Source organism: Candidatus Nitrospira neuquenensis (genome assembly GCF_979578155.1).
This window is the reverse complement of the sequence record NZ_CEFZDU010000011.1, coordinates 93163-113578: the sequence shown is the minus strand read 5'-3', so window position 1 is coordinate 113578 and position 20416 is coordinate 93163. Positions and strand designations below refer to the sequence as shown.

Annotated in this window: 20 protein-coding genes, 3 tRNA genes and 1 other RNA gene; 16 read left to right on the top strand and 8 right to left on the bottom strand. The window is 69.7% G+C overall.

Going from position 1 to position 20416, the window contains the following annotated elements; genetic code table 11:
* Positions 1-38: 38 nt before the first annotated feature.
* The 4 genes from clpX to AC1U7O_RS05565 all read right to left on the bottom strand — a co-directional run bounded on the left by clpX (position 39) and on the right by AC1U7O_RS05565 (position 3513).
* Positions 39-1289: an ATP-dependent Clp protease ATP-binding subunit ClpX gene (clpX, locus tag AC1U7O_RS05580; RefSeq protein ID WP_479893625.1), complete on the bottom strand. Its 1251-nt coding sequence runs from the start codon at positions 1287-1289 to the stop codon at positions 39-41.
* Between the two features lie 14 nt (positions 1290-1303).
* Positions 1304-1951 carry an ATP-dependent Clp endopeptidase proteolytic subunit ClpP gene (gene clpP, locus AC1U7O_RS05575; RefSeq protein ID WP_479893624.1) on the bottom strand — a complete coding sequence of 216 codons (648 nt, stop codon included), beginning with the start codon at positions 1949-1951 and terminating at the stop codon, positions 1304-1306.
* 96 nt (positions 1952-2047) lie between these two features.
* Entirely contained in the window at positions 2048-3373 is a 1326-nt protein-coding gene (gene tig, locus AC1U7O_RS05570; RefSeq protein WP_479893622.1) for a trigger factor, read from the bottom strand.
* Positions 3374-3430: 57 nt separating this feature from the next.
* A tRNA-Leu gene (locus tag AC1U7O_RS05565) sits at positions 3431-3513 on the bottom strand.
* A gap of 287 nt (positions 3514-3800) precedes the next feature.
* Between AC1U7O_RS05565 and AC1U7O_RS05560 the strand changes: the two genes are divergently transcribed.
* Positions 3801-4871, top strand: coding sequence for a HEAT repeat domain-containing protein (locus AC1U7O_RS05560; protein WP_479893621.1), 1071 nt, complete (start codon positions 3801-3803; stop codon positions 4869-4871).
* Between the two features lie 166 nt (positions 4872-5037).
* The gene (locus AC1U7O_RS05555) at positions 5038-6291 is read left to right on the top strand and encodes an ABC transporter substrate-binding protein (RefSeq protein ID WP_479893620.1); all 1254 of its coding nucleotides are present in this window, start codon (positions 5038-5040) and stop codon (positions 6289-6291) included.
* Between the two features lie 26 nt (positions 6292-6317).
* On the opposite strand, the gene AC1U7O_RS05550 is transcribed toward AC1U7O_RS05555, so the two are convergent.
* Positions 6318-7175: a class I SAM-dependent methyltransferase gene (locus AC1U7O_RS05550; RefSeq protein ID WP_479893619.1), complete on the bottom strand. Its 858-nt coding sequence runs from the start codon at positions 7173-7175 to the stop codon at positions 6318-6320.
* Between the two features lie 154 nt (positions 7176-7329).
* On the opposite strand from AC1U7O_RS05550, the gene AC1U7O_RS05545 reads away from it, so the two are divergent.
* The 6 genes from AC1U7O_RS05545 to dksA all read left to right on the top strand — a co-directional run bounded on the left by AC1U7O_RS05545 (position 7330) and on the right by dksA (position 11044).
* Positions 7330-7419, top strand: a tRNA-Ser gene (locus AC1U7O_RS05545).
* Between the two features lie 190 nt (positions 7420-7609).
* Positions 7610-7709, top strand: an RNA gene (gene ffs, locus AC1U7O_RS05540) — signal recognition particle sRNA small type.
* A gap of 112 nt (positions 7710-7821) precedes the next feature.
* Positions 7822-9543 carry a DNA polymerase III subunit gamma/tau gene (gene dnaX / locus AC1U7O_RS05535; RefSeq protein ID WP_479893617.1) on the top strand — a complete coding sequence of 574 codons (1722 nt, stop codon included), beginning with the start codon at positions 7822-7824 and terminating at the stop codon, positions 9541-9543.
* Positions 9543-9869 (top strand): YbaB/EbfC family nucleoid-associated protein, encoded by a 327-nt coding sequence (locus tag AC1U7O_RS05530; RefSeq protein ID WP_479893616.1) that lies wholly within the window; start codon positions 9543-9545, stop codon positions 9867-9869. Before dnaX ends, AC1U7O_RS05530 begins: the two co-directional genes overlap by 1 nt.
* Positions 9870-9879: 10 nt before the next feature.
* A complete protein-coding gene (recR, locus tag AC1U7O_RS05525; protein ID WP_479893615.1) occupies positions 9880-10482 on the top strand; it encodes a recombination mediator RecR in 603 nt (200 codons plus the stop codon).
* Between the two features lie 151 nt (positions 10483-10633).
* Positions 10634-11044 (top strand): RNA polymerase-binding protein DksA, encoded by a 411-nt coding sequence (gene dksA, locus AC1U7O_RS05520; protein ID WP_479893614.1) that lies wholly within the window; start codon positions 10634-10636, stop codon positions 11042-11044.
* Between the two features lie 36 nt (positions 11045-11080).
* Here dksA and AC1U7O_RS05515 read toward each other — a convergent pair whose 3' ends face one another.
* Positions 11081-12241 carry a tetratricopeptide repeat protein gene (locus AC1U7O_RS05515; protein WP_479893612.1) on the bottom strand — a complete coding sequence of 387 codons (1161 nt, stop codon included), beginning with the start codon at positions 12239-12241 and terminating at the stop codon, positions 11081-11083.
* A 71-nt stretch (positions 12242-12312) separates the two neighbouring features.
* On the bottom strand, positions 12313-12651 hold the full coding sequence (locus AC1U7O_RS05510) for a hypothetical protein (RefSeq protein ID WP_479893610.1): 339 nt from the start codon (positions 12649-12651) through the stop codon (positions 12313-12315).
* A gap of 589 nt (positions 12652-13240) precedes the next feature.
* On the opposite strand from AC1U7O_RS05510, the gene AC1U7O_RS05505 reads away from it, so the two are divergent.
* Positions 13241-13480, top strand: a complete 240-nt coding sequence (locus tag AC1U7O_RS05505; protein WP_479893901.1) for a Fic family protein — start codon at positions 13241-13243, stop codon at positions 13478-13480.
* Between the two features lie 70 nt (positions 13481-13550).
* Here AC1U7O_RS05505 and AC1U7O_RS05500 read toward each other — a convergent pair.
* A tRNA-Val gene (locus tag AC1U7O_RS05500) sits at positions 13551-13625 on the bottom strand.
* A gap of 123 nt (positions 13626-13748) precedes the next feature.
* On the opposite strand from AC1U7O_RS05500, the gene trmFO reads away from it, so the two are divergent.
* The 7 genes from trmFO to AC1U7O_RS05465 are packed head-to-tail and all read left to right on the top strand — an operon-like array spanning position 13749 to position 20383.
* Entirely contained in the window at positions 13749-15065 is a 1317-nt protein-coding gene (gene trmFO / locus AC1U7O_RS05495; RefSeq protein ID WP_479893609.1) for a methylenetetrahydrofolate--tRNA-(uracil(54)-C(5))-methyltransferase (FADH(2)-oxidizing) TrmFO, read from the top strand.
* Entirely contained in the window at positions 15038-15985 is a 948-nt protein-coding gene (locus tag AC1U7O_RS05490) for a tyrosine recombinase XerC (protein WP_479893607.1), read from the top strand. The genes trmFO and AC1U7O_RS05490 overlap by 28 nt, the downstream gene beginning before the upstream one ends.
* A complete protein-coding gene (hslV, locus tag AC1U7O_RS05485) occupies positions 15982-16518 on the top strand; it encodes an ATP-dependent protease subunit HslV (RefSeq protein WP_479893606.1) in 537 nt (178 codons plus the stop codon). Before AC1U7O_RS05490 ends, hslV begins: the two co-directional genes overlap by 4 nt.
* 5 nt (positions 16519-16523) lie before the next feature.
* Positions 16524-17927, top strand: coding sequence for an ATP-dependent protease ATPase subunit HslU (gene hslU, locus AC1U7O_RS05480; RefSeq protein WP_479893899.1), 1404 nt, complete (start codon positions 16524-16526; stop codon positions 17925-17927).
* Positions 17928-17969: 42 nt separating this feature from the next.
* A complete protein-coding gene (gene argB / locus AC1U7O_RS05475; protein ID WP_479893604.1) occupies positions 17970-18863 on the top strand; it encodes an acetylglutamate kinase in 894 nt (297 codons plus the stop codon).
* 34 nt (positions 18864-18897) lie between these two features.
* Complete coding sequence (locus AC1U7O_RS05470) at positions 18898-19512, top strand: nicotinamidase (RefSeq protein WP_479893603.1); 615 nt, start codon at positions 18898-18900, stop codon at positions 19510-19512.
* Positions 19513-19528: 16 nt separating this feature from the next.
* Positions 19529-20383 carry a M20/M25/M40 family metallo-hydrolase gene (locus AC1U7O_RS05465; protein WP_479893601.1) on the top strand — a complete coding sequence of 285 codons (855 nt, stop codon included), beginning with the start codon at positions 19529-19531 and terminating at the stop codon, positions 20381-20383.
* The last annotated feature ends 33 nt before the right edge of the window (positions 20384-20416 follow it).

The following is a 20416-nucleotide window of genomic DNA, read 5'->3' as shown; positions in this document are numbered from 1 at the left end:
ACGCCCCCGTGTGAGTCCGCGTCACTGCGCTCCCGCCGTTACGCGCTCTTGACGTCCTTGTCCTGCTCGTAGATCCGGATGGGCTGGCACTTGCCGAGGATGACCTCCTCGTTCACGACGATCTCCTTGATCTGCTTCTGCGAGGGCACGTCGTACATGACGTCGAGCATGACCTCCTCGAGGATGGCCCGCAGGCCGCGCGCCCCCGTCTTCTGGACGAAGGCCTTGTGCGCGATCGCACCCAGCGCGCCCTCGGAGAAGCGCAGCTTGACCTTCTCGAAGGAGAGCAGCTTCTCGTACTGCTTGGTCAGCGCGTTGCGCGGCTCGGTGAGGATGCGCACGAGCGCCCGCTCGTCCAGCTCCTCCAGCGTGGCCACGACCGGGAGCCGGCCGACGAACTCGGGGATGAGCCCGTACTTGAGCAGGTCCTCCGGCTGCACCTGGGCGAGCATCTCGCCGAGCCGGTTGTCGTTGCGGCCGCGGATCTCCGCGCCGAAGCCCATCGCCTTCTTGTTCAGCCGCTGTTCGACGATCCCGTCCAGCCCGACGAAGGCGCCCCCGCAGATGAAGAGGATGTTCGTCGTGTCCACCTGGATGAACTCCTGGTGGGGATGCTTCCGGCCGCCCTGCGGCGGCACGTTGGCGACCGTGCCCTCGATGAGCTTGAGCAGCGCCTGCTGCACGCCCTCGCCGGAGACGTCGCGGGTGATGGACGGGCTGTCGCTCTTGCGGCTGATCTTGTCGATCTCGTCGATGTAGACGATGCCCCGCTCGGCGCGCTCGACGTCGTAGTCCGACGCCTGGAGCAGCTTGAGGATGATGTTTTCGACGTCTTCGCCGACGTAGCCCGCCTCGGTGAGCGTGGTGGCGTCGGCCAGCGTAAAGGGCACGTCCAGGTACTTGGCGAGCGTCTGGGCGAGCAGCGTCTTGCCCGTGCCCGTCGGCCCGATCATCAGGATGTTGCCCTTCTGGAGCTCGACGTCGTCCACCTCGTTGGCGCTGATCCGCTTGTAGTGGTTGTGGACGGCGACGGAGAGGATCTTCTTCGCGCGTTCCTGGCCGATGACGTACTGGTCGAGGTGGTGCTTGATCTCGGCGGGCTTGCGGAGCTTGCCGGAGATTTCCTCCTTGGCCTCTTCCCAGTCCTCCGCGATGATGTCGTTGCAGAGGTTCACGCACTCATCGCAGATGTAGACGGTGGGGCCCGCGATCAGCTTGCGCACCTCCTCGCGGCTCTTGCCGCAGAAGGAGCAGCGCAACTGCCGATCCGACTTTTCCTGTTTGGGCATGGCGCCTCCGCGTCCTACTTGTCCTTCCCGCCGTCCTTCCCGCCGTCCTTGCCCTCGCCCCGGGCGAGATCGCGGACGGTCTTGGGCGCGCGGGTGATGACCTCGTCGATCAGGCCGTACCGCTTGGCCTCCTCGCCCGACATGAAGTAGTCCCGCTCCGTGTCCTGCGCGATCTTCTCGAGGGGCTGGCCCGTGTGCTTGGCCAGGATCTCGTTGAGCCGCTCGCGGATCTTGAGGATCTCGCGGGCGTGGATGTCGATCTCCGTCGCCTGCCCCTGGAACCCGCCCATCGGCTGGTGGATCATGACGCGGGCGTTGGGCAGGGCGAAGCGCTTGCCCTTGGTGCCCGCGGCGAGCAGCAGGGCGCCCATGCTCGCGGCCTGCCCGAGGCAGATCGTGTTGATGGGCGGCTTGACGTACTGCATGGTGTCGTAGATGCCGAGGCCGGCCGTCACGCTGCCGCCGGGGGTGTTGATGTAGAGGTTGATGTCCTTCTCCGGATCCTCCGCCTCGAGGAACAGGAGCTGCGCGATGACGAGGTTGGCGAAGATATCGTCGATGGGCGCACCCAGGAAGATGATCCGGTCCTTCAGCAGGCGGGAGTAGATGTCGTAGGCGCGCTCGCCGCGGTTGGTTTGCTCGATCACGATCGGAACCAGCATACGGGGCTATCCTTCCTTGTTACGCATCCGTGCGGGACACTCCGCCATCTTACCACTAGTCGTCGCGGCTTGCAGCCCTCGTCGCGGGACGCGGTCTCATCCCTGGATGACCGCGTGCCGGTACACGAAGTCCAGCGCCTTTTCGGCGAGGATGCGGGAGCGGAGGTCGTCGAGGGATTCCTGGCCGCCCGCCGTGACGAGGCGGTGGATCTCCTCCGGCTTCATCTTGAGCTCGGCGGCCATGCGGACGATCTCGGCGTGCACGTCCGCTTCCTCGACCGTCAGGCCCTCCTTCGCGGCGATCGCCTCGAGGATGAGCGCCACCTTCACGCGGCGCTGCGCCTCCGGCAGGTGCTCCGCGCGCAGCCGCCGGATCTCCTCCTGGCGCGCGGCGGGGTCCTGGAGGTCGGCCGCGGCGCCCTTCTGCCGTCGCCGGGCCTCCAAGTGCCCGCGGACCATCGCCGAGACCTCACGCTCGACCAGCGTCTCCGGCAAGTCGAAGTGATGGGTCTCGACGAGCCGCTTGACGACCTGCTCCTTGTAGCCCTCCTCGATGTCCCGCTTGAGCGCCCGCTCCATCTGGTCGCGGAGCTTGTCCTTGAGGTCGGCCAGGGTGCTGTAGGGGCCGCAGTCCTTGGCGAACTCGTCGTCCAGCGGCGGGAGCTGTTTGCGCTTGACCGCCTGGACCTTGATGCGGAACACGACGGTCTTGCCCGCCAGACGCGCATCGGGGTGGTTCGGCGGGTAGGGCTGCGACACCTCGACGAACTCGCCGCCCTTCTTGCCGACCAGCAGCGGGTCCACCGCCAGGCCGAGCACCGGCTCCTTCGAGCCGACCTTGTGGAGCATCCCGTCGCGCTTGGCGCCTTCCAGCGGCGCAAGGTCGAGAAAGCCCTCCACGTCGAGCACGGCGTAGTCGCCCTCGGCCAGGGCCGTCCCCTCCGGCGCCGGATGGAGCTGGGCCTGCTGCTCGCGCAGGAGATCGAGGGTCTGGGTGAGCTGTTCGTCGGTGACGGTGCGCCGGTCCGGCTTGAGCGAGATGGGGTTCGGCGGCCGGTAGTCGCGGAGCGCGATCGTCGGCTTGATCTCGACCGTGGCGCTGAAGGCGAAGGCGGCGTGCGGCTTGACCTTCATGCGCTCCAGCGGCGGCACCTCGACCAGCACGGGGTCGATCCCCGCCTGGCGGATCGCTCGGTCGTAGTACTCCGGCACCAGGCGGCGGACCAGGTCTTCCTCGACCGCCTTGGCGTAGCGCTTCTCCAGCAGGGCCAGGGGCGCCTTGCCCGGCCGGAAGCCGGGGATGTGCACCGAGCGGTTCAGGTCGGCGTAGGCCGCCGCGAACCGTTTATCCACCTCCTCCGGCGGCACTTCAATCTTCAGGACGCGCTTGACGGGCCCCAGTTCCGTCACTTCCAGCTTCATGCGTGCGTGATTCCCGTGAGAGGTGGGCTCTGTCCAGGACGATGACCTTCGGGGAGATGGTGCGAGAGGGGGGACTTGAACCCCCATGGTTGCCCACGAGATCCTAAGTCTCGCGCGTCTGCCAGTTCCGCCACTCTCGCCCCTGAACCTCGCGATCGTGATGGCACCGCGGGAACCCGCCGCCCGACGCGGTCGACCTGCTCCTCCGGTCGTATCAGCGCCTCTTTTTACAGGCCGTTGCGTGGTCCTGTCAACCGGGAACCGCCCCGTCGCGGCGGCCGGCCGACGGTGGCGCTGGCTCCGCCGGGGGGGTATACTACCGGTGGCGCGTCATCCCGATCATCGTGCCGATCATCTCGACCTGTTCCCGCGCGCCCGGCCCGCTCTTCACGTCAGGCCGGCGCGCGCCGCTTCCAGGAGGTGCACCATGTACCGAGTGCTGCTGGGCGTGGCCCTGTTCCTCCTCGCAACCGGCCCGGCCTGGGCCTACCGCGACTACTTCACCCCCGAGCAGAAGCAGCAGCTGGCGAAGATCCACACGGTCCTCGTCGAGGGCATCGCCCTCACCGACAAGGGCCCGGCGGACGCCGGCCCCTTCGTGGAGATCGCCGCGCGGCGCCTGTCGGCCCTGGGCTACGCGGTCGTGACCGACCCCGCCAAGCCCCACGACGTCGTCCTGAAGGTCAAGTGCGAGCAACGCAAGACCTGGGAGGGCACGACGACCATGGGCAGCGATGCCGACCTGCCCGACTCGCCCTCCCGCGTCTGGAAGGGCCCCGCCTGTCAGCTCACCTACCTGCTCGGCACGACCCGGATCAAATGGCAGAAAGAGGTCCGGACCGACTTCGAGGACGCGGTGGACGCCGCGCAGAAGGCCGGGGCCGGCGACCCCGGCGCTTACGCCATGACCAAGCTGAAGGACCGGCTGGAACAGTACGACTTCCCCGTCCTGCTCGCGGCCGAGTGGGGTCACTCCGAGCTGCTGCTGACCCTGCTCGACTCACCCGACACGAGCCAGCTCCGCAAGCTCAAGGTCATCGCGCTGCTCGGCGAGCTGCTGGCGGACGAGGCCCTGCCGCGGTTGAAGGAGGCGCTCAAGGACAAGGACCTCGCCCAGCAGGCGGCCGTGTCCATGGGCAACCTCGGCAAGGAGTCCATCCCGATTCTCATCGACATGCTGAAGAACTCGAAGGATCCCGCGCTGCAGGCGGCGGCGGCCAAGGGGCTGGGGCAGGTCGGCGCGCTGCACGGCGACTCCCGGATCATCCCCCCGCTCTTGGAGATGCTCGACGCGCCGGGGATCGACATCCGCGTCCAGACCGAGATCGCCTGGGCGCTCGGCAAGCTCCCGGACAAGCGGTCGGTCGAGCCGTTGTTCGCGCTCGACCGCAAGCTCCAGAAGATCCGCCAGGACCCGCCCGATCCCCTCGTCAAGAAGCTCAAGGAGGCGGTGTTCTGGGCGATCAAGCAGTGCTACACGGAAGACCAGTACAGTTGACGGACCGCCGGGCCGGCGCGCGCCCGCGGGCGCGCGCCGGCCCCTCACCCTCACCTTGCCCCGCTCCCCGCCGCCGGCCTCACCCACGAATCAGTTGCACGGGCCCCGCGGGCTGTGCTTTCATCGCGGGGACGCCCTGCTCCCCATTCCCCTCACGGAGGCTCGCATGACGATCATCTCGCGGAGACGCTTTCTAAAGCTTTCCACCGCGGCCGGGGCCGTCCTCGCGACCGGCGGCCTCGCCGACCGGCTGCTCGGCCTGACCGGGACGGCGCGGGCGGCGGACGCCCCCCCGGCCGGGCCGCCGATCAAAGTCGGCATCCTCGACCCGCTCTCCAGCCCCTATAAGACCTCCTCGATCCACGACGTCCACGGCGCCACGGTCGCGCTCGACCTCTACAACAAGCGCGGCGGCGTGCTGGGCCGGCCGGTCGCCATCATCGAGGCGGACGACGCCTCCGACGTGCAGACCGCGATCAAGGCCGCGACCAAGCTCATCACGGAGGACCGGGTGGACTTCCTGATGGGCACCTTCAACGGGGACGTGGCCCTGGCCGTGTCCGACCTCGCCAAGAAGGAGAACAGGCTCTTCATGGTCACGGGCGCCCACGTCACGGACCTGACCGGCGCCCGCTGCAGCTCGCACACCTTCGTCTTCATGCCCAACGCCCGGATGCTCTCGCGGGCCGTCGCGCCCCAGATCGTCAAGGCCTACGGCAAGCGCTGGTTCATGGTGACCGCCGACACGATGGACGGCCGTTCGGCGCTCCAGGCCATGACCGAGGCCCTCGCCGCGCAGGGCGGGGAGGTGGTGGGCTCGACGACGACCCCCTTCGGCGCGACGGACTTCACCGAGGCGCTGACCGCCGCCAAGGCCGCCAAGCCGGACGCCGTCATCCTCAACCTCTACGGCTGGGACCTCGTCAATGCGCTCAAGGGCTACACGAAGCTGGAGCTGGCGAAGGAGAAGATCGGCGTCGGCGGGATGATCGGCGGCGAGCAGATCGGCCGGCCCCTGGGCTACGCGAACAACGCGGGCGTGTGGGGGCTCATCTGGGACCCCAAGATCCACACGGAAGGCTCGCTGCGGTTCATCCACGGCGTGATCGAAAAATACAACCACACGCCGACGTCGCGCTGCTACCTCGGCTATGCCGCCATGACGCAGATTCTGGAGGCGGTGCGCCGCGCCGGCACGACGGACACGCAGGCCGTGATCAAGGCGCTGGAGGGCCACGAGTTCGACGGGCTGAAGGAAGGACGGTCCTACTTCCGCGCCTGGGACCACCAGCACGTGCAGGACGTGCTGGTCGGCCAGGCCTTCGGCAAGGAGCTGGGGCTCGGCCACTACAAGATCCTGGCGACGGTGCCCGGCGACGCGGTCGCGGGCGACCTCACACAGAACGTCTGCAAGCTCTGAGGGCTAGCCCGCATGAATCATGGGGGCTAGCGGGCGGCGGCGACGCAGTACGTCTCACCGCTCATTCGGACTCGGCCGTCGGGGCCGGCGTAGCGGCGCGCCGCCTCGGTGATCGCGGCCCAGACCTCGGCTCGGCGGGCCGGCGGCTCCTTCGCCAGGAGTGCGACGATCGGCGCCGCGATGTCCTGCTGAAAGGTCGTGTACGCCTCCGCGGAGGCCCATTCGAAGGTCAGGGTCAGGGACTCGCTGCGGATGTCGCGGAAGCCCGCCGCCGCGAGCGCCCGCTCCAGCACCGTCACGTCCGCCAGGCTGAAGGGGCTCGGCACCTCCGGCGGCGGGGGCGGAAGCTGGAGCTCCTGCCGCACCGTCCCCATGGCCAGGCTGATGAAGGGCACCGTCGGCGGCGGCCCCCAGACCGCCACGGCCAGCCGGCCGCCGTCCTTGAGCAGCCGATGGAGCCGCGAGAGCGTCCCGCCCAAATCCGGCAGGAACATGAGCCCCCAGCGGGAGAGCACCGCGTCGAAGCGCTCGGCGAGGTCCAGCGCCTCGGCGTCCGCCTCGCGGAACTCGATGTTCGTCAGCCCCAGCTCGTCGGCCCGCTCCCGCCCGAGCGCGAGCATCTGCGGCGCCTGGTCCGTCGCCACGACCTTCCCGCTCGGCCCGACCCGCCGCGCCGCCGTGACCGCCGGCTCGCCGATGCCGGTGGCCACGTCCAGCACCACGTGACCCGGCCGGAGCGCCGCCAGGTCCACCAGCCGCTCGCTGGCCGGCCGGGCGAACGCCTCCATCGTCTTCCACCATTTCTTCCAGCCGGCGGCGACGCTGCTCCAGTCCCGCCGCTGCGCCTCCTTGAACTGCTTGGGATCGAACGGTTGGGTCGCCACCGGCGTCCTCCTTTCGAGTGATTCCCTCCGGCAGCAGACCACAGCGATTTGTCCCTCGTCAAGCCGGGCCGTCGGCCGCCGAACGCACCTTGCCGCCCCCTACCCCGCGTGCTAAGATGCCACCTCTTTCACGACCGGATGTCGGGCGTGGCGCGGAGAGGTGCGAGAGTGGCCGAATCGGCGTGCCTGGAGAGCACGTGTCCCGGCAACGGGACCGTGGGTTCAAATCCCACCCTCTCCGCCATCATTAGCTCGCGTGCGAGCCGCCCCCGTGCTTTCGATCGTGGCGGCGGCGAAGTACCCTGGCGGCCTTGCCCGTGAATCGTGCGGCTGAGGGCCTTGGTTCGGCGTTCGTGGGCATTGCCGGACGGGAAATCTGGCGCGCTACTGCCGGTCGGTCTGCCGTCTGTAAGGTTCTCTCGCGCCCAATACGGGGTCGGGCCCTGTGCAACAGAATCCCGTGAACCCCGCCAGGTCCGGAAGGAAGCAACGGTAAGCGGGCGAGTCTGTGTGCCGCAGGATCACCTGACCCCACTTTCTCGTGAAACGTGAGACGTGAAACGTGAGACGGAACGCGTTCGAACGTGACGGCACGCGCTTTCTCTTTCCGCCCGTTTCACCTCTCACCTTTCACGCCTGACGTTCCATGGACTACCAGGTTTCCGCGCGCAAGTACCGGCCCGGGACGTTCCGGGACGTCATCGGCCAGCCCCACGTCGTCCAGACGCTCGTCAACGCGATCACCTCCGGCCGCATCGCCCACGCCTTCCTCTTCTCCGGCAGCCGCGGCGTGGGGAAGACCACCGTCGCCCGCATCCTCGCCAAGGCGCTGAACTGCGAGCGGGGCCCGACCGCCGAGCCCTGTGACGCCTGCGCCAATTGCCAGGAGATCGCCCAGGGGGCCTCGGTGGACGTGATCGAGATCGACGGCGCGTCCAACACCGGCGTGGACGACGTGCGTGAGGTCCGGGAGAACGTCAAGTTCACCCCCTTCCGGGGCCACTACCGCGTCTACATCATCGACGAAGTCCACATGCTCTCGCCCTCCGCGTTCAACGCGCTGCTGAAGACGCTGGAGGAGCCGCCGCCGCACGTCGTCTTCATCTTCGCCACGACCGAGATCCACAAGATTCCCGCGACGATCCTCTCCCGCTGCCAGCACTACAACTTCAAGCGGATTCCCCGCGCGGACATCATGGGGCGCCTGCGCTTCGTCGCGGCCGAGGACGGGCTCGGCGTGGAGGACCGGTCGCTGGCGGCGATCACCCGGGCGAGCGAGGGGAGCATGCGCGACGCGCTGAGCCTGTTGGACCAGGCCGTCGCCTTCTGCGGCAAGACGTTGCGGCACGAGGACGTCGAGATGCTGCTCGGGGCCGTGCCCCAGGAGCACGTCCGCGACCTGGCGGCGGCGGCCCTCGCGGGCGACGCGCCCGCGGCGGTGCGCGTGATCGCGCGGCTGCTGGACCAGGGGCACGACCTCAAGGCCTACTGCGGCGAGCTGGTGGAACGCCTCCGCCATCTGCTGATCGCGGCCGTCGTCCCGGACCCCCGCGAACTCCGGGACCTGATCGACCTCGCCGAGGAGGAGGTCCGCGACCTGGCCGCCGCGGCGCGGGCGCACCAGCCCGAGCGGCTGCAAGAGCTCCTCCGCATCTTCATGCAGGCCGAGGATGCGCTCAGGACCACCTCGCATCCGCGCTTCGTGCTGGAGGCGGCGGCCGTGCGGGCGGCCCGCACGACCGGCGTCGCGGCGCCGGCCCAGCCGGCGACGGCGGCCCCAGCCCGACCGGCCGCGCCGCGCCGGCCGGCCGGCGAGCCGGGGCGCCCGAGCGATCCGCCCGCGTCGACGGTCCGGGCGACGAAGCCCGAGCCGCCCAAGACGCGCCGGGACGCGCCGACGGCCGCCGCCGTCACCGCGGCCGAGCCCAAGACCGACGACCAGGCGGCTCCCGTGGCGATCGCCTGGGAGAAGCTGCTGGAGCGGGTCGAGGCGGCGCATCCCAACATCGCCTCGTTCCTCGCCCTGGGGACCTTGCTACCGGCCAAGGACGGCATCGTCCGGATCGGCTATCCGACATCGCAGCACCTCGGCCTGACGCGGATGCAGCGCGAGGAGTCCCTCCAGGCCGTGGGCGCCGTCTGCGCGGAATTGGCCGGCCGGCCCGTCACCGTGCAGGTGGTCCAGCTCGCGGAGGGCGAGGCGCCGGCCCCCAGCATGGCCCAGGCCCGCGCGGCGAAGGAGCAGGACCAGAAGCGGGCCCTGATCGACCGCGCCAAGGCCCATCCCCTGGTGAAGCAGGCGCTGGACGTGTTCGGCGGGGATGTGGCGGAGGTGCGGCAGGTGTCACCCCGGAAGGAGGCCTCGTGATGTCCCGGAACCCGTTCGGCAACATCGGCAACCTCATGAAGCAGGCCCAGGCGATGCAGGAGCAGCTCGCCAAGGTGCAGGAGCAGGCCGCGGCCAAGACCGTGGACGGCACGGCCGGCGGCGGCATGGTGACGGTCACGGTGAGCGGCGCGATGCAGGTCGTGGGCGTCAGGATCGACCCGGAGGTCATGAAGTCGGGCGACGCGGAGATGCTGCAGGACCTGGTCACCGCCGCGGTCAACGACGCCCTGCGCAAGGCCCGCGACCTGATGACCGAGGAGATGAAGGCGGTCACCGGCGGGCTCCGCATCCCCGGCATGTTCTGAGAGCGATTCGATGGGGATGGACCAGGAGGGTCTGCTCGCCAAGCTGATCCGCGAGCTGGTGCGCCTGCCCGGCATCGGGCAGAAGACGGCGCAGCGCCTGGCGTTCCACGTGCTCAAGGTCGAGCGGGACGAGGCGTTGCGGTTGGCGGACGCCATCCGCGCCGTCAAGGACGGGCTGGCCTTCTGCCGGCTCTGCCGCAACATCGCCGAGGAGGAGCTCTGCGAGTTCTGCCGCGACCCGAAGCGGGACAGAACGAAGCTCCTCGTCGTCGAGGAGCCCGGTACCCTCTACGCGATCGAGCGCGCCGGAGCCTACCGGGGGCTCTATCACGTGCTGCTGGGCGCGCTGTCGCCGCTCGACGGCGTCGGCCCCTCCGACATCCGCGCCCAGGACCTCGCCGACCGCCTCAAGGGCGGCGAGGTGCAGGAGGTCATCCTCGCGACGAACCCCACCATCGAGGGCGAGGCCACCGCCATCTATCTCACGAGACTCCTCAAGCCCGCCGGCGTCCGGGTGACCCGCATCGCCTACGGCATCCCGGTGGGCATGGACATCGAGTACGCCGACGAGGTGACGCTGCTCAAATCGCTGGAAGGCCGGAGGGAGCTCTAACCCGCAGGATGCATGAACGCTTCGACGGCGAGCGCGGACGGGCGGCTGTGACAAGCCGGCGAGCGCGCGCGCCGCGTTGACGGAGATTCGGCCCTTCGATTAGAATCAACCGCCGGTCCGAGGGCGTCCCGGAGTGGCAGCAGGAGGGGCGATGACCAAGAAAGTCGTCAAGCTCGCCAAGCCCAAGCGCGCGGTCCGCGCCGCGAAACCGGCCGGCAAGTACGAGGCCATCCGCCGGGAGCTCCAGCGCCAGCGGCACAAGCTGCTCGGCGAGGTCAACGGCACGCTGACCGGCCGCAAGGAGCTCGAATCCTACCCCGACCTCACCGATCAGGCCGCCGCCGAGATTGACCAGAACTTCACGCTGCGGCTCAAGGAACGGGAGCAGAAGCTGCTCAAGAAGATCGACGAGGCGCTCGACCGGATGGCCACCAAGACCTACGGCATCTGCGAGCGCTGCGGCCAGGACATCCCGCTCAAGCGCCTCAAGGCGCGTCCCGTCACCACGCTGTGCATCGAGTGCAAGACGCTCCAAGAGCAGGAAGAGAAGATCCGCGGGTAGCCGGCTGCTGAGAACGGCCGGCACGCCCTCGTTCCCCTACGGCCCTTTCAACAGCTCGACGCGCCCCCGCGCCTTCTTGACGCGCTCCTCCTCCTCGGGAATCCCCTCGGCGATGGCCAGGTAGGTTTCGTATTCGTTGATGGCGAGCTTGGGGTTCGTCGGCTCGTAGGTCTCCGCGAGGTTGAAGCGGGCGATCGGGTAGTTGGGCTTGAGCATCACGGCCCGTTCGAAGGCCGCGCGCGCCTTGTCCAGGTCCCCGAGCTTCCGGTAGGCGTCCCCGAGGTTGTTGAGCACGTCCGGGCGCTTGGGCAGGATCTTGAGCGACTCGATCAGCTCGTCCCGCGCCTTGGCCGCGTCGCCCTTGCCCATCAGCGCGAGGCCCAGCTTGTGGTGCGCCTCGGCGAGGTGGGCGGGGTCCTGGATGCCCAGGGCGATCGCCTTCGTGTAAGCCTCCACCGCCGTGTCGAAATTGCGCGTCCCGCAATAGCCGAGCTGCGCCGCCTCGCCGCGGGCGAATTGCTCCAGGACGGGGAACGGCTGCTTGTCCTCCGAGCCCGGCCCCTTGCGCGGCGCGCCGGGCCTGGGCTTGGACGGCGCCTCGATCCGGGCGAGGAACTCCCGCCGGTGCACGCTCACCAGCGGCAGGTAGGGGTCCACGCTCACGGAGGCCATCAGGAGCGTGGGCGCCTCCAGGTCGCCGAGCACCAGATATTCCGTCGTGCTCTTCTCGTCGCCCGTGCGGAACAGACGGCTGCTCGTGAAATCCCCCTGGCTCGCCAGACCCGCCACATTGACGTAGAACTCGGTGATCGGCGGCAGCCGGTGCAACGTGTCCAAGAGGACGGGATAGGCGTCCAGCTTGAGCCCGCCCGGGAAGACGAACAGCGCGCCGACCAACAGCCCGTCCTGGTTGAAGAACAGCGACTCCTCCGCCTTGGAGCCGCTCCGGTCCCTCGGCACCCGCCACTCCTGGCCGGCGCCCCAGGGCTGGGGCTGGGCCGCGACGCGCGTGCGCACGAACTCCTGGCGGTCGCAGAGCTTGATGGACTTGAGCAGCGGCAGGTCGCTCGCGTTGGGCGGCAAGTTCGACGGCGGCGGCATCTCCCCGCAGGCGGCGAGCCCGACGAGCGTGGCCAGGAGGCCGGCGCGCAGGCGCCGCGCCAGGCCCATCGTGTCGGCGGGGGAACGATGCTGCATCGGTCGGGGGAGTTGGAAGTCGCCGCGAAGATCGCCGCCGCCGGGCGCGGCACGACCCGGCGGCCGGTCCGTCAGCGCGCGGTCCGGCCGGGCCGCTGCTGGTCCAACATCGCGTCCTCGGCGTTGTAGCCGCTCAGCCACGGCGCCCACGAGGCCAGGGTGTAGAGGGGCCGGTTGAGCAGGTAGTCCATCGCCACGCCGACAGGGTAGGTCGCGTAGCCGACCCAGCGTAGCGGGTGATCGTTCATCGGGGCGGTCGCGGCGGGGTCGCCGTAGACCAGCGCCATGCCGTCCATGGCGGAATAGACCGTCAGCGGCTGGACCTGCTTCGTCTCGCCCCGGCTCGCGCAGCCGGTCGCGCCCAGCGCCGTCAGGAGCATCAGCGTGCAGAGGAGAGAGACTCGTCGCATCGGTCACCTCGCTGGTTCGCGGGGCCGGAGCGTCCCGCCCGCGCGACCGCCCCGGTTGAAACCCCTACGGACAGGGGCAAGTCTAGCCCAAGACCCGGCGGTTGTCCAGTCGGGAGGGGAGGACGGCATCAGGTCCCAGTGCCTTGACGGGTCCGCAGCCCTCCGGTAGGCTGAAACCCGGTTTTGTACGGGCCGTATGGTTGTGCGCATGAAGCGTGAAAGTCAGCCGAGTGCGACCAAGGCCGTCGCGCGACGGAGCCGCAAAGCGGCCCCCCAAGCGACCGGATGCCCACCGGACGCGTCGGCAGCGGGTGCGAAAGGCGTTGGGCGAAGTCCTGGAACAAGACGAGGCGATTCTTCGAGCCTTACGTTGCCGTGCGGTTCAATCCACACGCCTGCTCGGGAAAACCGGGCAGGCGTTTTTGTTTGTGAAGGGGGCCGGCGTTCTCGGAGGGAAGGCCATGGTTCCCGTCGACGATGACCGCTTCAAGCCGGTGTTCCTCACACTGGAAGATGTCCTGCCGATCCACGACGAGATGATCGACCGCTTGGGGGGCACCCCGCAGGTCCATGACATCGGCTTGTTGAAATCCGCGATCGCGCAACCCCAGGCGCAATTTGCCGGCCGGTATCGGCATCCCGATTTGCTGGCGATGGCGCGGCGTATGCGTATCACATCGTCAGGAATCATCCGTTCGTGGACGGGAACACGCGCACGGGGTGGGAAGCCCTCCGCGTGTTCCTACGAGTGAATTACCGGCGGTATCAACGATCCCGGGACGAAGGGCAGGCGCTCACGTGGGAGCTATCGGAGAGTCGTATGTCCTAAGGAGGAGCTTACGGCCCGGCTGCAGGGGTGGCTTCGCCCGGTGGAATGTTGAGCGGTTGGCCGTCTCGTATGGTGGGCGATACAGGTATCGAACCTGTGGCCTCTTCCGTGTGAAGGAAGCGCTCTCCCACTGAGCTAATCGCCCACCCGAGCGCGGAGTCTAGCACGCCGATTTCGGACCCGTCAACGCGAGCGGTCGCGCCTGCCGCGTCCTTGACTCCCCTCCGGGCGGCCCGTAGAATGCGGTTTTCACGGGGAAACACCGACGATGCGCGACGACGTGGTGGTGATCGGGGGCGGGCTCGCGGGCTCGGAGGCGGCCTGGCAGGCGGCGAACCGGGGGGCGCGGGTCACGCTCTATGAGATGCGCCCGAAGGAGGCCACGCCCGCGCACAAGACGGGCTTCCTCGCCGAGCTGGTCTGCTCCAACTCCCTGGGCTCCGCGGACGTCCAGAGCGCGCCCGGCATCTTAAAGGAAGAGATGCGGCGGCTGAACTCGCTCGTCCTCCGCGTGGCGGACGAGGTGCGGGTGCCCGCCGGCTCGGCCCTGGCCGTGGACCGCGCGCAGTTCGCCGAGCGCATCACCCAGGCCCTGGAGAGCCATCCCAACATCCGGATCCTCCGCGAGGAGGTCACGGAGATCCCGCCCGATTGCGTCTGCATCGTCGCGACGGGCCCGCTGACCTCCGACCGGCTCTCGGCGGCGATCCGCGACCTGACGCACGCGAAGCACCTCTATTTCTTCGACGCGATCTCGCCGATCGTGGACGCGGACACGATCAACATGGACGTGGTCTTCCGCGCCTCGCGCTACGACAAGGGCGGCGACGATTACCTCAACTGCCCGATGGACGAGCCGACCTACGAAGCCTTCTACCGCGCGCTCCTGGCCGCGGAGAAGGTGCAGCCGAAGGAGTTCGAGAAGACGCCTTACTTCGAGGCCTGCATCCCCGTCGAGGTGATGGCCGAGCGCGGTCGGCAGACGCTCCTGTTCGGGCCGATGAAGCCGGTGGGGCTGGCGGACCCGAAGACGGGCGCGCGCCCCTTCGCCGTCGTCCAGCTCCGCGCGGAGAACCGCCACGGGACCTGCTACAACCTGGTCGGCTTCCAGACGAAGCTGACCTACCCGGAACAGCGCCGCGTGTTCCGCATGATCCCGGGGCTGGAGCGGGCCGAGTTCCTCCGCTACGGGAGCCTGCACCGCAATACCTTCATCAACGCCCCGCTGCTGCTGCGGGAGACGCTCCAGCTCAAGGCGCGGCCGACCGCCTTCTTCGCCGGGCAGATCGTCGGCGTCGAGGGCTACACCGAGTCCGCGGCGATGGGCGGGCTGGCCGGCATCAACGCGGCGCGCGGCCTCGCGGGCCTGCCGCTCGTGTCGCCGCCGCCCACGACCGCGCACGGGAGCTTGCTCGCGTACATCACGACGAGCGACCCGCGCCATTTCCAGCCGATCAACACGAACCACGGCCTCTTCCCCCCGCTGCCGACCAGGGTCCGCGACAAGGACCAGAAGCGGCGGCTCATCGGCGAGCGCGCGCTCAAGGACTGGGAGGAATGGAAGACGCGATCCGGGCTTTCGTGACGTTTCTTGACGTGGAGCGAGGAGCGTCCCGCGAGACGATTCGCGCCTACCGCGCGGACCTGCGCCAGTTCCTCTCGTACGCCGCGACGCAGCGCCCGACCGGCGCCCCCCCGCCGACGCCCGACGAGGTGGACAGCCTGACGGTCCGCGGTTACCTGGCCTGGCTCGACGGGCGGGGCGAGAAGAAATCCTCGCTCGGCCGGAAGCTGGCCGCGCTGCGGAGCTTCTACCGCTTTCTGATCCGCGAGGGGCGCGCGACCGCCAACCCGGCGGCGGAGGTCCGCACGCCGAAGCTGCCGAAGCCGCTGCCGCGGGTGCTGACCAAGGACGAGGCCGGCGCGCTCATGGACGCCCCGGAGGGGGAGGAGCCGGCCGCCCTGCGGGACCGGGCCATCCTGGAAACCCTCTATTCCACGGGGGCGCGCGTGAGCGAGCTGGTCGGGATGAACGTGGACGACCTCAACCTGGCCGACGGCCTGGTGCGGCTGCGCGGCAAGGGGAAGAAGGAGCGGATCGTGCCGGTCGGCGCGGTGGCCGTGGAGGCGATCACGGAGTATCGGGCGCGGCTTCCGCCGTCGGCCGTCGGCGGCCGGCACCCGGAGCACCCGGTGTTCCAGAACCGGCGGGGCGGGCGGCTGACGGCGCGGAGCGTGGAGCGGATCGTCGCCCGCTATTCGAAGGACCTGCCCGGCGGTCACATCGGGCCGCACGCGCTGCGGCATTCCTTCGCGACCCACCTGCTGGACGAGGGCGCGGACCTGCGGGCGATCCAGGAGCTGCTCGGACACGCCTCGCTCGCGACGACGGAGAAGTACACGCACGTGGCGCCGGACCGCCTGCTGGCGGTGTACGACCGCGCCCATCCGCGCGCGGGCCGTGCGCCCGCCCTGCGCGCGCGGGGGGCGAAGCCGGCCTCATGACGATCCGGTCCACCACCATCCTCTGCGTCCGGCGCGGGGCGGGCGTGGCCATGGGCTCGGACGGTCAGGTCACGCACGGGACGACCGTGATGAAGTCCAACGCGCGCAAGCTCCGCCGGCTGCACAAGGACCAGGTCCTCGCCGGCTTCGCCGGCGCGACCGCCGACGCCTTCACCCTGTTCGAGAAGTTCGAGGCCAAGCTGGAGGAATACCGCGGGAACCTGACGCGGGCGGCGGTCGAGCTGGCGAAGGACTGGCGGACCGACCGCGTCCTGCGCCGGCTGGAGGCCCTGCTCGCGGTGGCGGACCGCGACCATTCCTTCATCGTGTCCGGCACGGGCGACGTGATCGAGCCGGAGGACGGCATCCTGGCGATCGGCTCCGGCGGTCCCTACGCGCTCGCCGCCGCCCGCGCGCTCTTGGAGCATTCCCAGCTCGGCGCCCGCGAGGTCGTCGAGGCCTCTCTCAAGATCGCGGGCGGGATCGACATCTACACGAACCAGAACCTCCTGCTCGAGGAGCTCACGCGTTGACCACCATGACGGATCCTCGGCCCGGCGCCCCAACGCCCAACCTGGAAAGCCTGACGCCCCGCCAGATCGTCGAGGAGCTGGACCGCTACGTCATCGGCCAGCGCGACGCCAAGCGGATGGTCGCCATCGCGCTCCGCAACCGCTGGCGGCGCCAGCAGCTCGACCCCGACCTGCGCGACGAGGTGATCCCGAAGAACATCATCATGATCGGCCCGACCGGCGTCGGGAAGACCGAGATCGCGCGGCGGCTGGCCCGGCTGGCCCAGGCGCCCTTCATCAAGGTGGAGGCCTCCAAGTTCACGGAGGTGGGCTACGTCGGCCGCGACGTGGAGTCCATCATCCGCGACCTGACCGAGCTGGCCGTCGGCATGGTGAAGGCCGCGCACATGGAGCGGGTGCGGCAGAAGGCGGAGCACCTCGGCGAGGAGCGCCTGCTCGACCTGCTGCTGCCGGCGCCCCCGCGCGCCTCCTCGGGCTTCGTCGGGGAGGACCGGCCCCAGACCGTCCCCGGCGTCGAATCCTACGAGGCGACCCGCTCCAAGCTGCGGCTCCAGCTCCGCGAGGGGAAGCTCGACCAGCGCACCGTCGAGCTGGAGGTCAAGGAGCGCGGCGTGCCCATCGGCATGATCTCCAACCTCGGCGGGGCGGGCATGGAGGACCTGGAGAGCAATCTGCGGGACATGCTCGGTGGGCTGTTCCCCGGCAAGAAGAAAAAGCGGGTCATGAAGGTCCCCGAGGCGCTCAAGGCCCTCGCGCAGGAGGAGGCGCAGAAGCTCATCGACACCGACGAGGTCGTCCGCGAGGCGGTCGCCAAGGTCGAGCAGGCGGGCATCGTCTTCCTGGACGAGATCGACAAGATCGCCGGCCGCGAGCGACAGCTCGGGCCGGACGTCTCGCGCGAGGGCGTCCAGCGCGACCTGCTGCCGATCGTCGAGGGCTCGACGGTCAACACCAAGTACGGGCCCGTGCGGACCGACCACATCCTCTTCATCGCGGCCGGCGCCTTCCACGTCGCCAAGCCCTCGGACCTGATCCCGGAGCTGCAGGGGCGCTTTCCGATCCGCGTGGAGCTGGAACCGCTGACGCGGCAGGACTTCATCCGGATCCTCACGGAGCCGCGGGGCGCGCTCGTCCGGCAGTACCAGGCGCTGCTCGCCACGGAAGGGGTGGCCCTCGACTTCACCCGGGACGGCCTGGAGGAGATCGCCGCCACCGCCGCGCTGGTCAACGAACGGACGGAGAACATCGGGGCACGGCGGCTCTTCACGGTCATGGAGCGACTCCTGGAGGACCTTCTGTTCGAGGGCCCCGAGCACGCCGAGCGCAAGGTCGCGATCGACGCGGCCTACGTGCGGGTGCGGCTGCGCGACATCGTCAAGGACGAGGACCTCAGCCGGTTCATCCTCTGACGGACGCGAGGGGGCAGGGGGTACGGACCGCGGGAGCGACGCATGAACAAGCTCATCAAGAAGGCGAACATCCTGGTCGAGGCCCTGCCGTACATCCGCACGTTCAAGGGCAAGACGATCGTCATCAAGTACGGCGGCAAGGCGATGACCGACGAGAGCCTCAAGGAGGGTTTCGCGATCGACGTCGTCATGATGAAGTACGTCGGGCTGAACCCGGTCATCGTCCACGGCGGCGGCCCCCAGATCGACCAGATGCTGCACCGGCTCGGGCTGGAGGCGAAGTTCCGGCAGGGCGTGCGCGTGACCGACCGGCCGACGATGGACGTCGTCGAGATGGTCCTCGGCGGCAAGATCAACAAGGAGATCGTCACGCTCCTGAACCGGCACGGCGCCCGCGCCGTCGGGCTCACGGGCAAGGACGGCGGCATGATCCTGGCGAAGCCGCTCACCGCCAGGGCCTGGGCGGAAAGCCTCTACACGGAGCCCAGCGGCGAGCCGGACGAGGACTTCGGGCTCGTCGGGGAGGTCCAGTCCGTGAACCCGGACCTCTTGACGCGCCTCCAGCAGGAGCAGTTCATCCCGGTGATCGCCCCCATCGGCACCGACAAGGCGGGCCACACCTACAACATCAACGCGGACCTCGTGGCCGGGGCGGTCGCCGCGGCCATCAAGGCCGAAAAGCTCCTCGTGCTCACCGACGTGAAGGGCATCCGCGACGCGAAGAGCCGGCACATCTCCACGCTCTCGCGCAAGGACATGCAGCGGATGGTCAAGAAGGGCGTGATCACCGAGGGGATGCTCCCGAAAGTCCAGGCCTGCCTCACCGCGCTGGACGGCGGCGTGCGCAAGGCCCACATCATCGACGGCCGGATGCCCCACGCGATCCTGCTCGAGGTCTTCACCGACAAGGGCATCGGCACCGAGATCGTCTCGTAGCCGCGGCCGTCGTCGTCCGCGGTCGGCGCTCGGCATGACAAGGCACCCGAAAGCGGTCGGCACGCACCCGGAGGCGCGGAGCGCCCTCCTCGTGGGCGACATCCAGGTGGATTTCTGCCCCGGCGGCGCGCTGGCCGTGCCCGGCGGCGACGCGATCATCCCCGTCGTCAACGCCTACATCCGCCTGTTCCACGCCGGCGGCCTGCCGATCGTGGCCACCCGCGACTGGCATCCGCCCGACCACTGTTCCTTCAAGGACCGGGGCGGCCCCTGGCCGGTCCACTGCGTGCGCGGCTCCCGGGGCGCGCAGTTCCACCCCGAGTTGGTCGTGCCGCCGGGGACCCTGATCATCTCCAAGGCGACCGACCCCGAGAAGGAAGCCTACTCCTCCTTCGAGGGCACGCCGCTCGCGGAGCGGCTCCAGGAGCTGGGCGTCGCCACCCTCTACGTGGCGGGGCTCGCGACCGACTACTGCGTCAAGCACACGGTGCTGGACGCCCGGCGGCTCGGCCTGCGCGTCGTCGTGCTGGAGGACGCGATCCGCGGCATCGACGCGACGCCGGGCGACAGCGAGCGGGCGCTCGCGGAGATGCGCGCGGCCGGCGCGCTGACCGCCAGGGCGCGCGACCTCGGCCTCGCCGAGGCCTGACCGGGCCGCCCGCCCCGTGAAGGCCCGCCTCCTCGCCCACCTGCACGCCCTCGTCGGCGAGCGCCACCCGCTGACCGCGCCCGACGCGCTGCGCCGCACGGAGGCCTACCTCGCCGACCGGCTCGGGGAGGCCGGCCTCGCCGTGTCCTTCCATCCCGTCGAGGCCTTCGGCGGGACCTGGCGCACCGTCGTGGCCGACCTGCCGGGCACGGAGCCGGACGCCGGACCGCCCCTCATCGTCGCCGCCCATTCCGACACGGTACCGGGCTCCCCCGGCGCGGACGACAACGCCAGCGGCCTCGCCGCCCTGCTGGAGGCGGCGCGGCAACTGGCCGCCGCGCCGCCGCCCATACCGCTGCGGTTCATCGCCTTCGGCCTGGAGGAAGAGGACCTGCTCGGGAGCCTCGCCTACGCGGCCGCGCTGCGCGCGCGGGGCGAGCCGGTTCGCGGGGCCATCGTCCTGGAGTGCGTCGGCTATGCACGCGCGGAGGAGGGCTCGCAGCAGGCGCCGCCCGGCCTGCCGATCGCCGTCCCGACCAGGGGCGACTTCCTCGGCGTCATCGGCAACGACGCCTCGGCCGGCCTCGTGGCCGCGGTCCAGGCCGCGGCCGGCGAGCAGGTGCCCCACCTCAAGACGGTCCCCCTGGTCGTGCCGGGCCAGGGCGAGCGGTTTCCCGACACGAGGCGCAGCGACCACGCCGCCTTCTGGCTCCACGGCTTTCCCGCGGTCATGCTCACCGACACCGCCGACTTCCGCAACCCCCACTACCACCGCCCGACGGATACGATCGAGACGCTGGACCTGGCCTTCATCGAGCGGGTGACCCGCCTGGTCGCCGCGGCCGCGAGGTCTTCCGGCCCTACGACATAGGCCGCCTGTACGAGACCGGGCGCCCAGTGCTAT

What these genes read in the sequence shown, in the direction of transcription:
- dksA (WP_479893614.1), top strand. Translation starts at nt 10,634, where the DNA reads ATGACCAAGAAAGTCGTCAAGCTCGCCAAGCCCAAGCGCGCGGTCCGC.
- AC1U7O_RS05470 (WP_479893603.1), top strand. Translation starts at nt 18,898, where the DNA reads ATGACAAGGCACCCGAAAGCGGTCGGCACGCACCCGGAGGCGCGGAGC.
- clpX (WP_479893625.1), bottom strand. Translation starts at nt 1,289, where the DNA reads ATGCCCAAACAGGAAAAGTCGGATCGGCAGTTGCGCTGCTCCTTCTGC.
- hslV (WP_479893606.1), top strand. Translation starts at nt 15,982, where the DNA reads ATGACGATCCGGTCCACCACCATCCTCTGCGTCCGGCGCGGGGCGGGC.
- tig (WP_479893622.1), bottom strand. Translation starts at nt 3,373, where the DNA reads ATGAAGCTGGAAGTGACGGAACTGGGGCCCGTCAAGCGCGTCCTGAAG.
- AC1U7O_RS05555 (WP_479893620.1), top strand. Translation starts at nt 5,038, where the DNA reads ATGACGATCATCTCGCGGAGACGCTTTCTAAAGCTTTCCACCGCGGCC.
- clpP (WP_479893624.1), bottom strand. Translation starts at nt 1,951, where the DNA reads ATGCTGGTTCCGATCGTGATCGAGCAAACCAACCGCGGCGAGCGCGCC.
- recR (WP_479893615.1), top strand. Translation starts at nt 9,880, where the DNA reads ATGGGGATGGACCAGGAGGGTCTGCTCGCCAAGCTGATCCGCGAGCTG.
- argB (WP_479893604.1), top strand. Translation starts at nt 17,970, where the DNA reads ATGAACAAGCTCATCAAGAAGGCGAACATCCTGGTCGAGGCCCTGCCG.
- AC1U7O_RS05530 (WP_479893616.1), top strand. Translation starts at nt 9,543, where the DNA reads ATGTCCCGGAACCCGTTCGGCAACATCGGCAACCTCATGAAGCAGGCC.
- AC1U7O_RS05490 (WP_479893607.1), top strand. Translation starts at nt 15,038, where the DNA reads ATGGAAGACGCGATCCGGGCTTTCGTGACGTTTCTTGACGTGGAGCGA.
- hslU (WP_479893899.1), top strand. Translation starts at nt 16,524, where the DNA reads ATGACGGATCCTCGGCCCGGCGCCCCAACGCCCAACCTGGAAAGCCTG.
- AC1U7O_RS05510 (WP_479893610.1), bottom strand. Translation starts at nt 12,651, where the DNA reads ATGCGACGAGTCTCTCTCCTCTGCACGCTGATGCTCCTGACGGCGCTG.
- AC1U7O_RS05560 (WP_479893621.1), top strand. Translation starts at nt 3,801, where the DNA reads ATGTACCGAGTGCTGCTGGGCGTGGCCCTGTTCCTCCTCGCAACCGGC.
- AC1U7O_RS05515 (WP_479893612.1), bottom strand. Translation starts at nt 12,241, where the DNA reads ATGCAGCATCGTTCCCCCGCCGACACGATGGGCCTGGCGCGGCGCCTG.
- trmFO (WP_479893609.1), top strand. Translation starts at nt 13,749, where the DNA reads ATGCGCGACGACGTGGTGGTGATCGGGGGCGGGCTCGCGGGCTCGGAG.
- dnaX (WP_479893617.1), top strand. Translation starts at nt 7,822, where the DNA reads ATGGACTACCAGGTTTCCGCGCGCAAGTACCGGCCCGGGACGTTCCGG.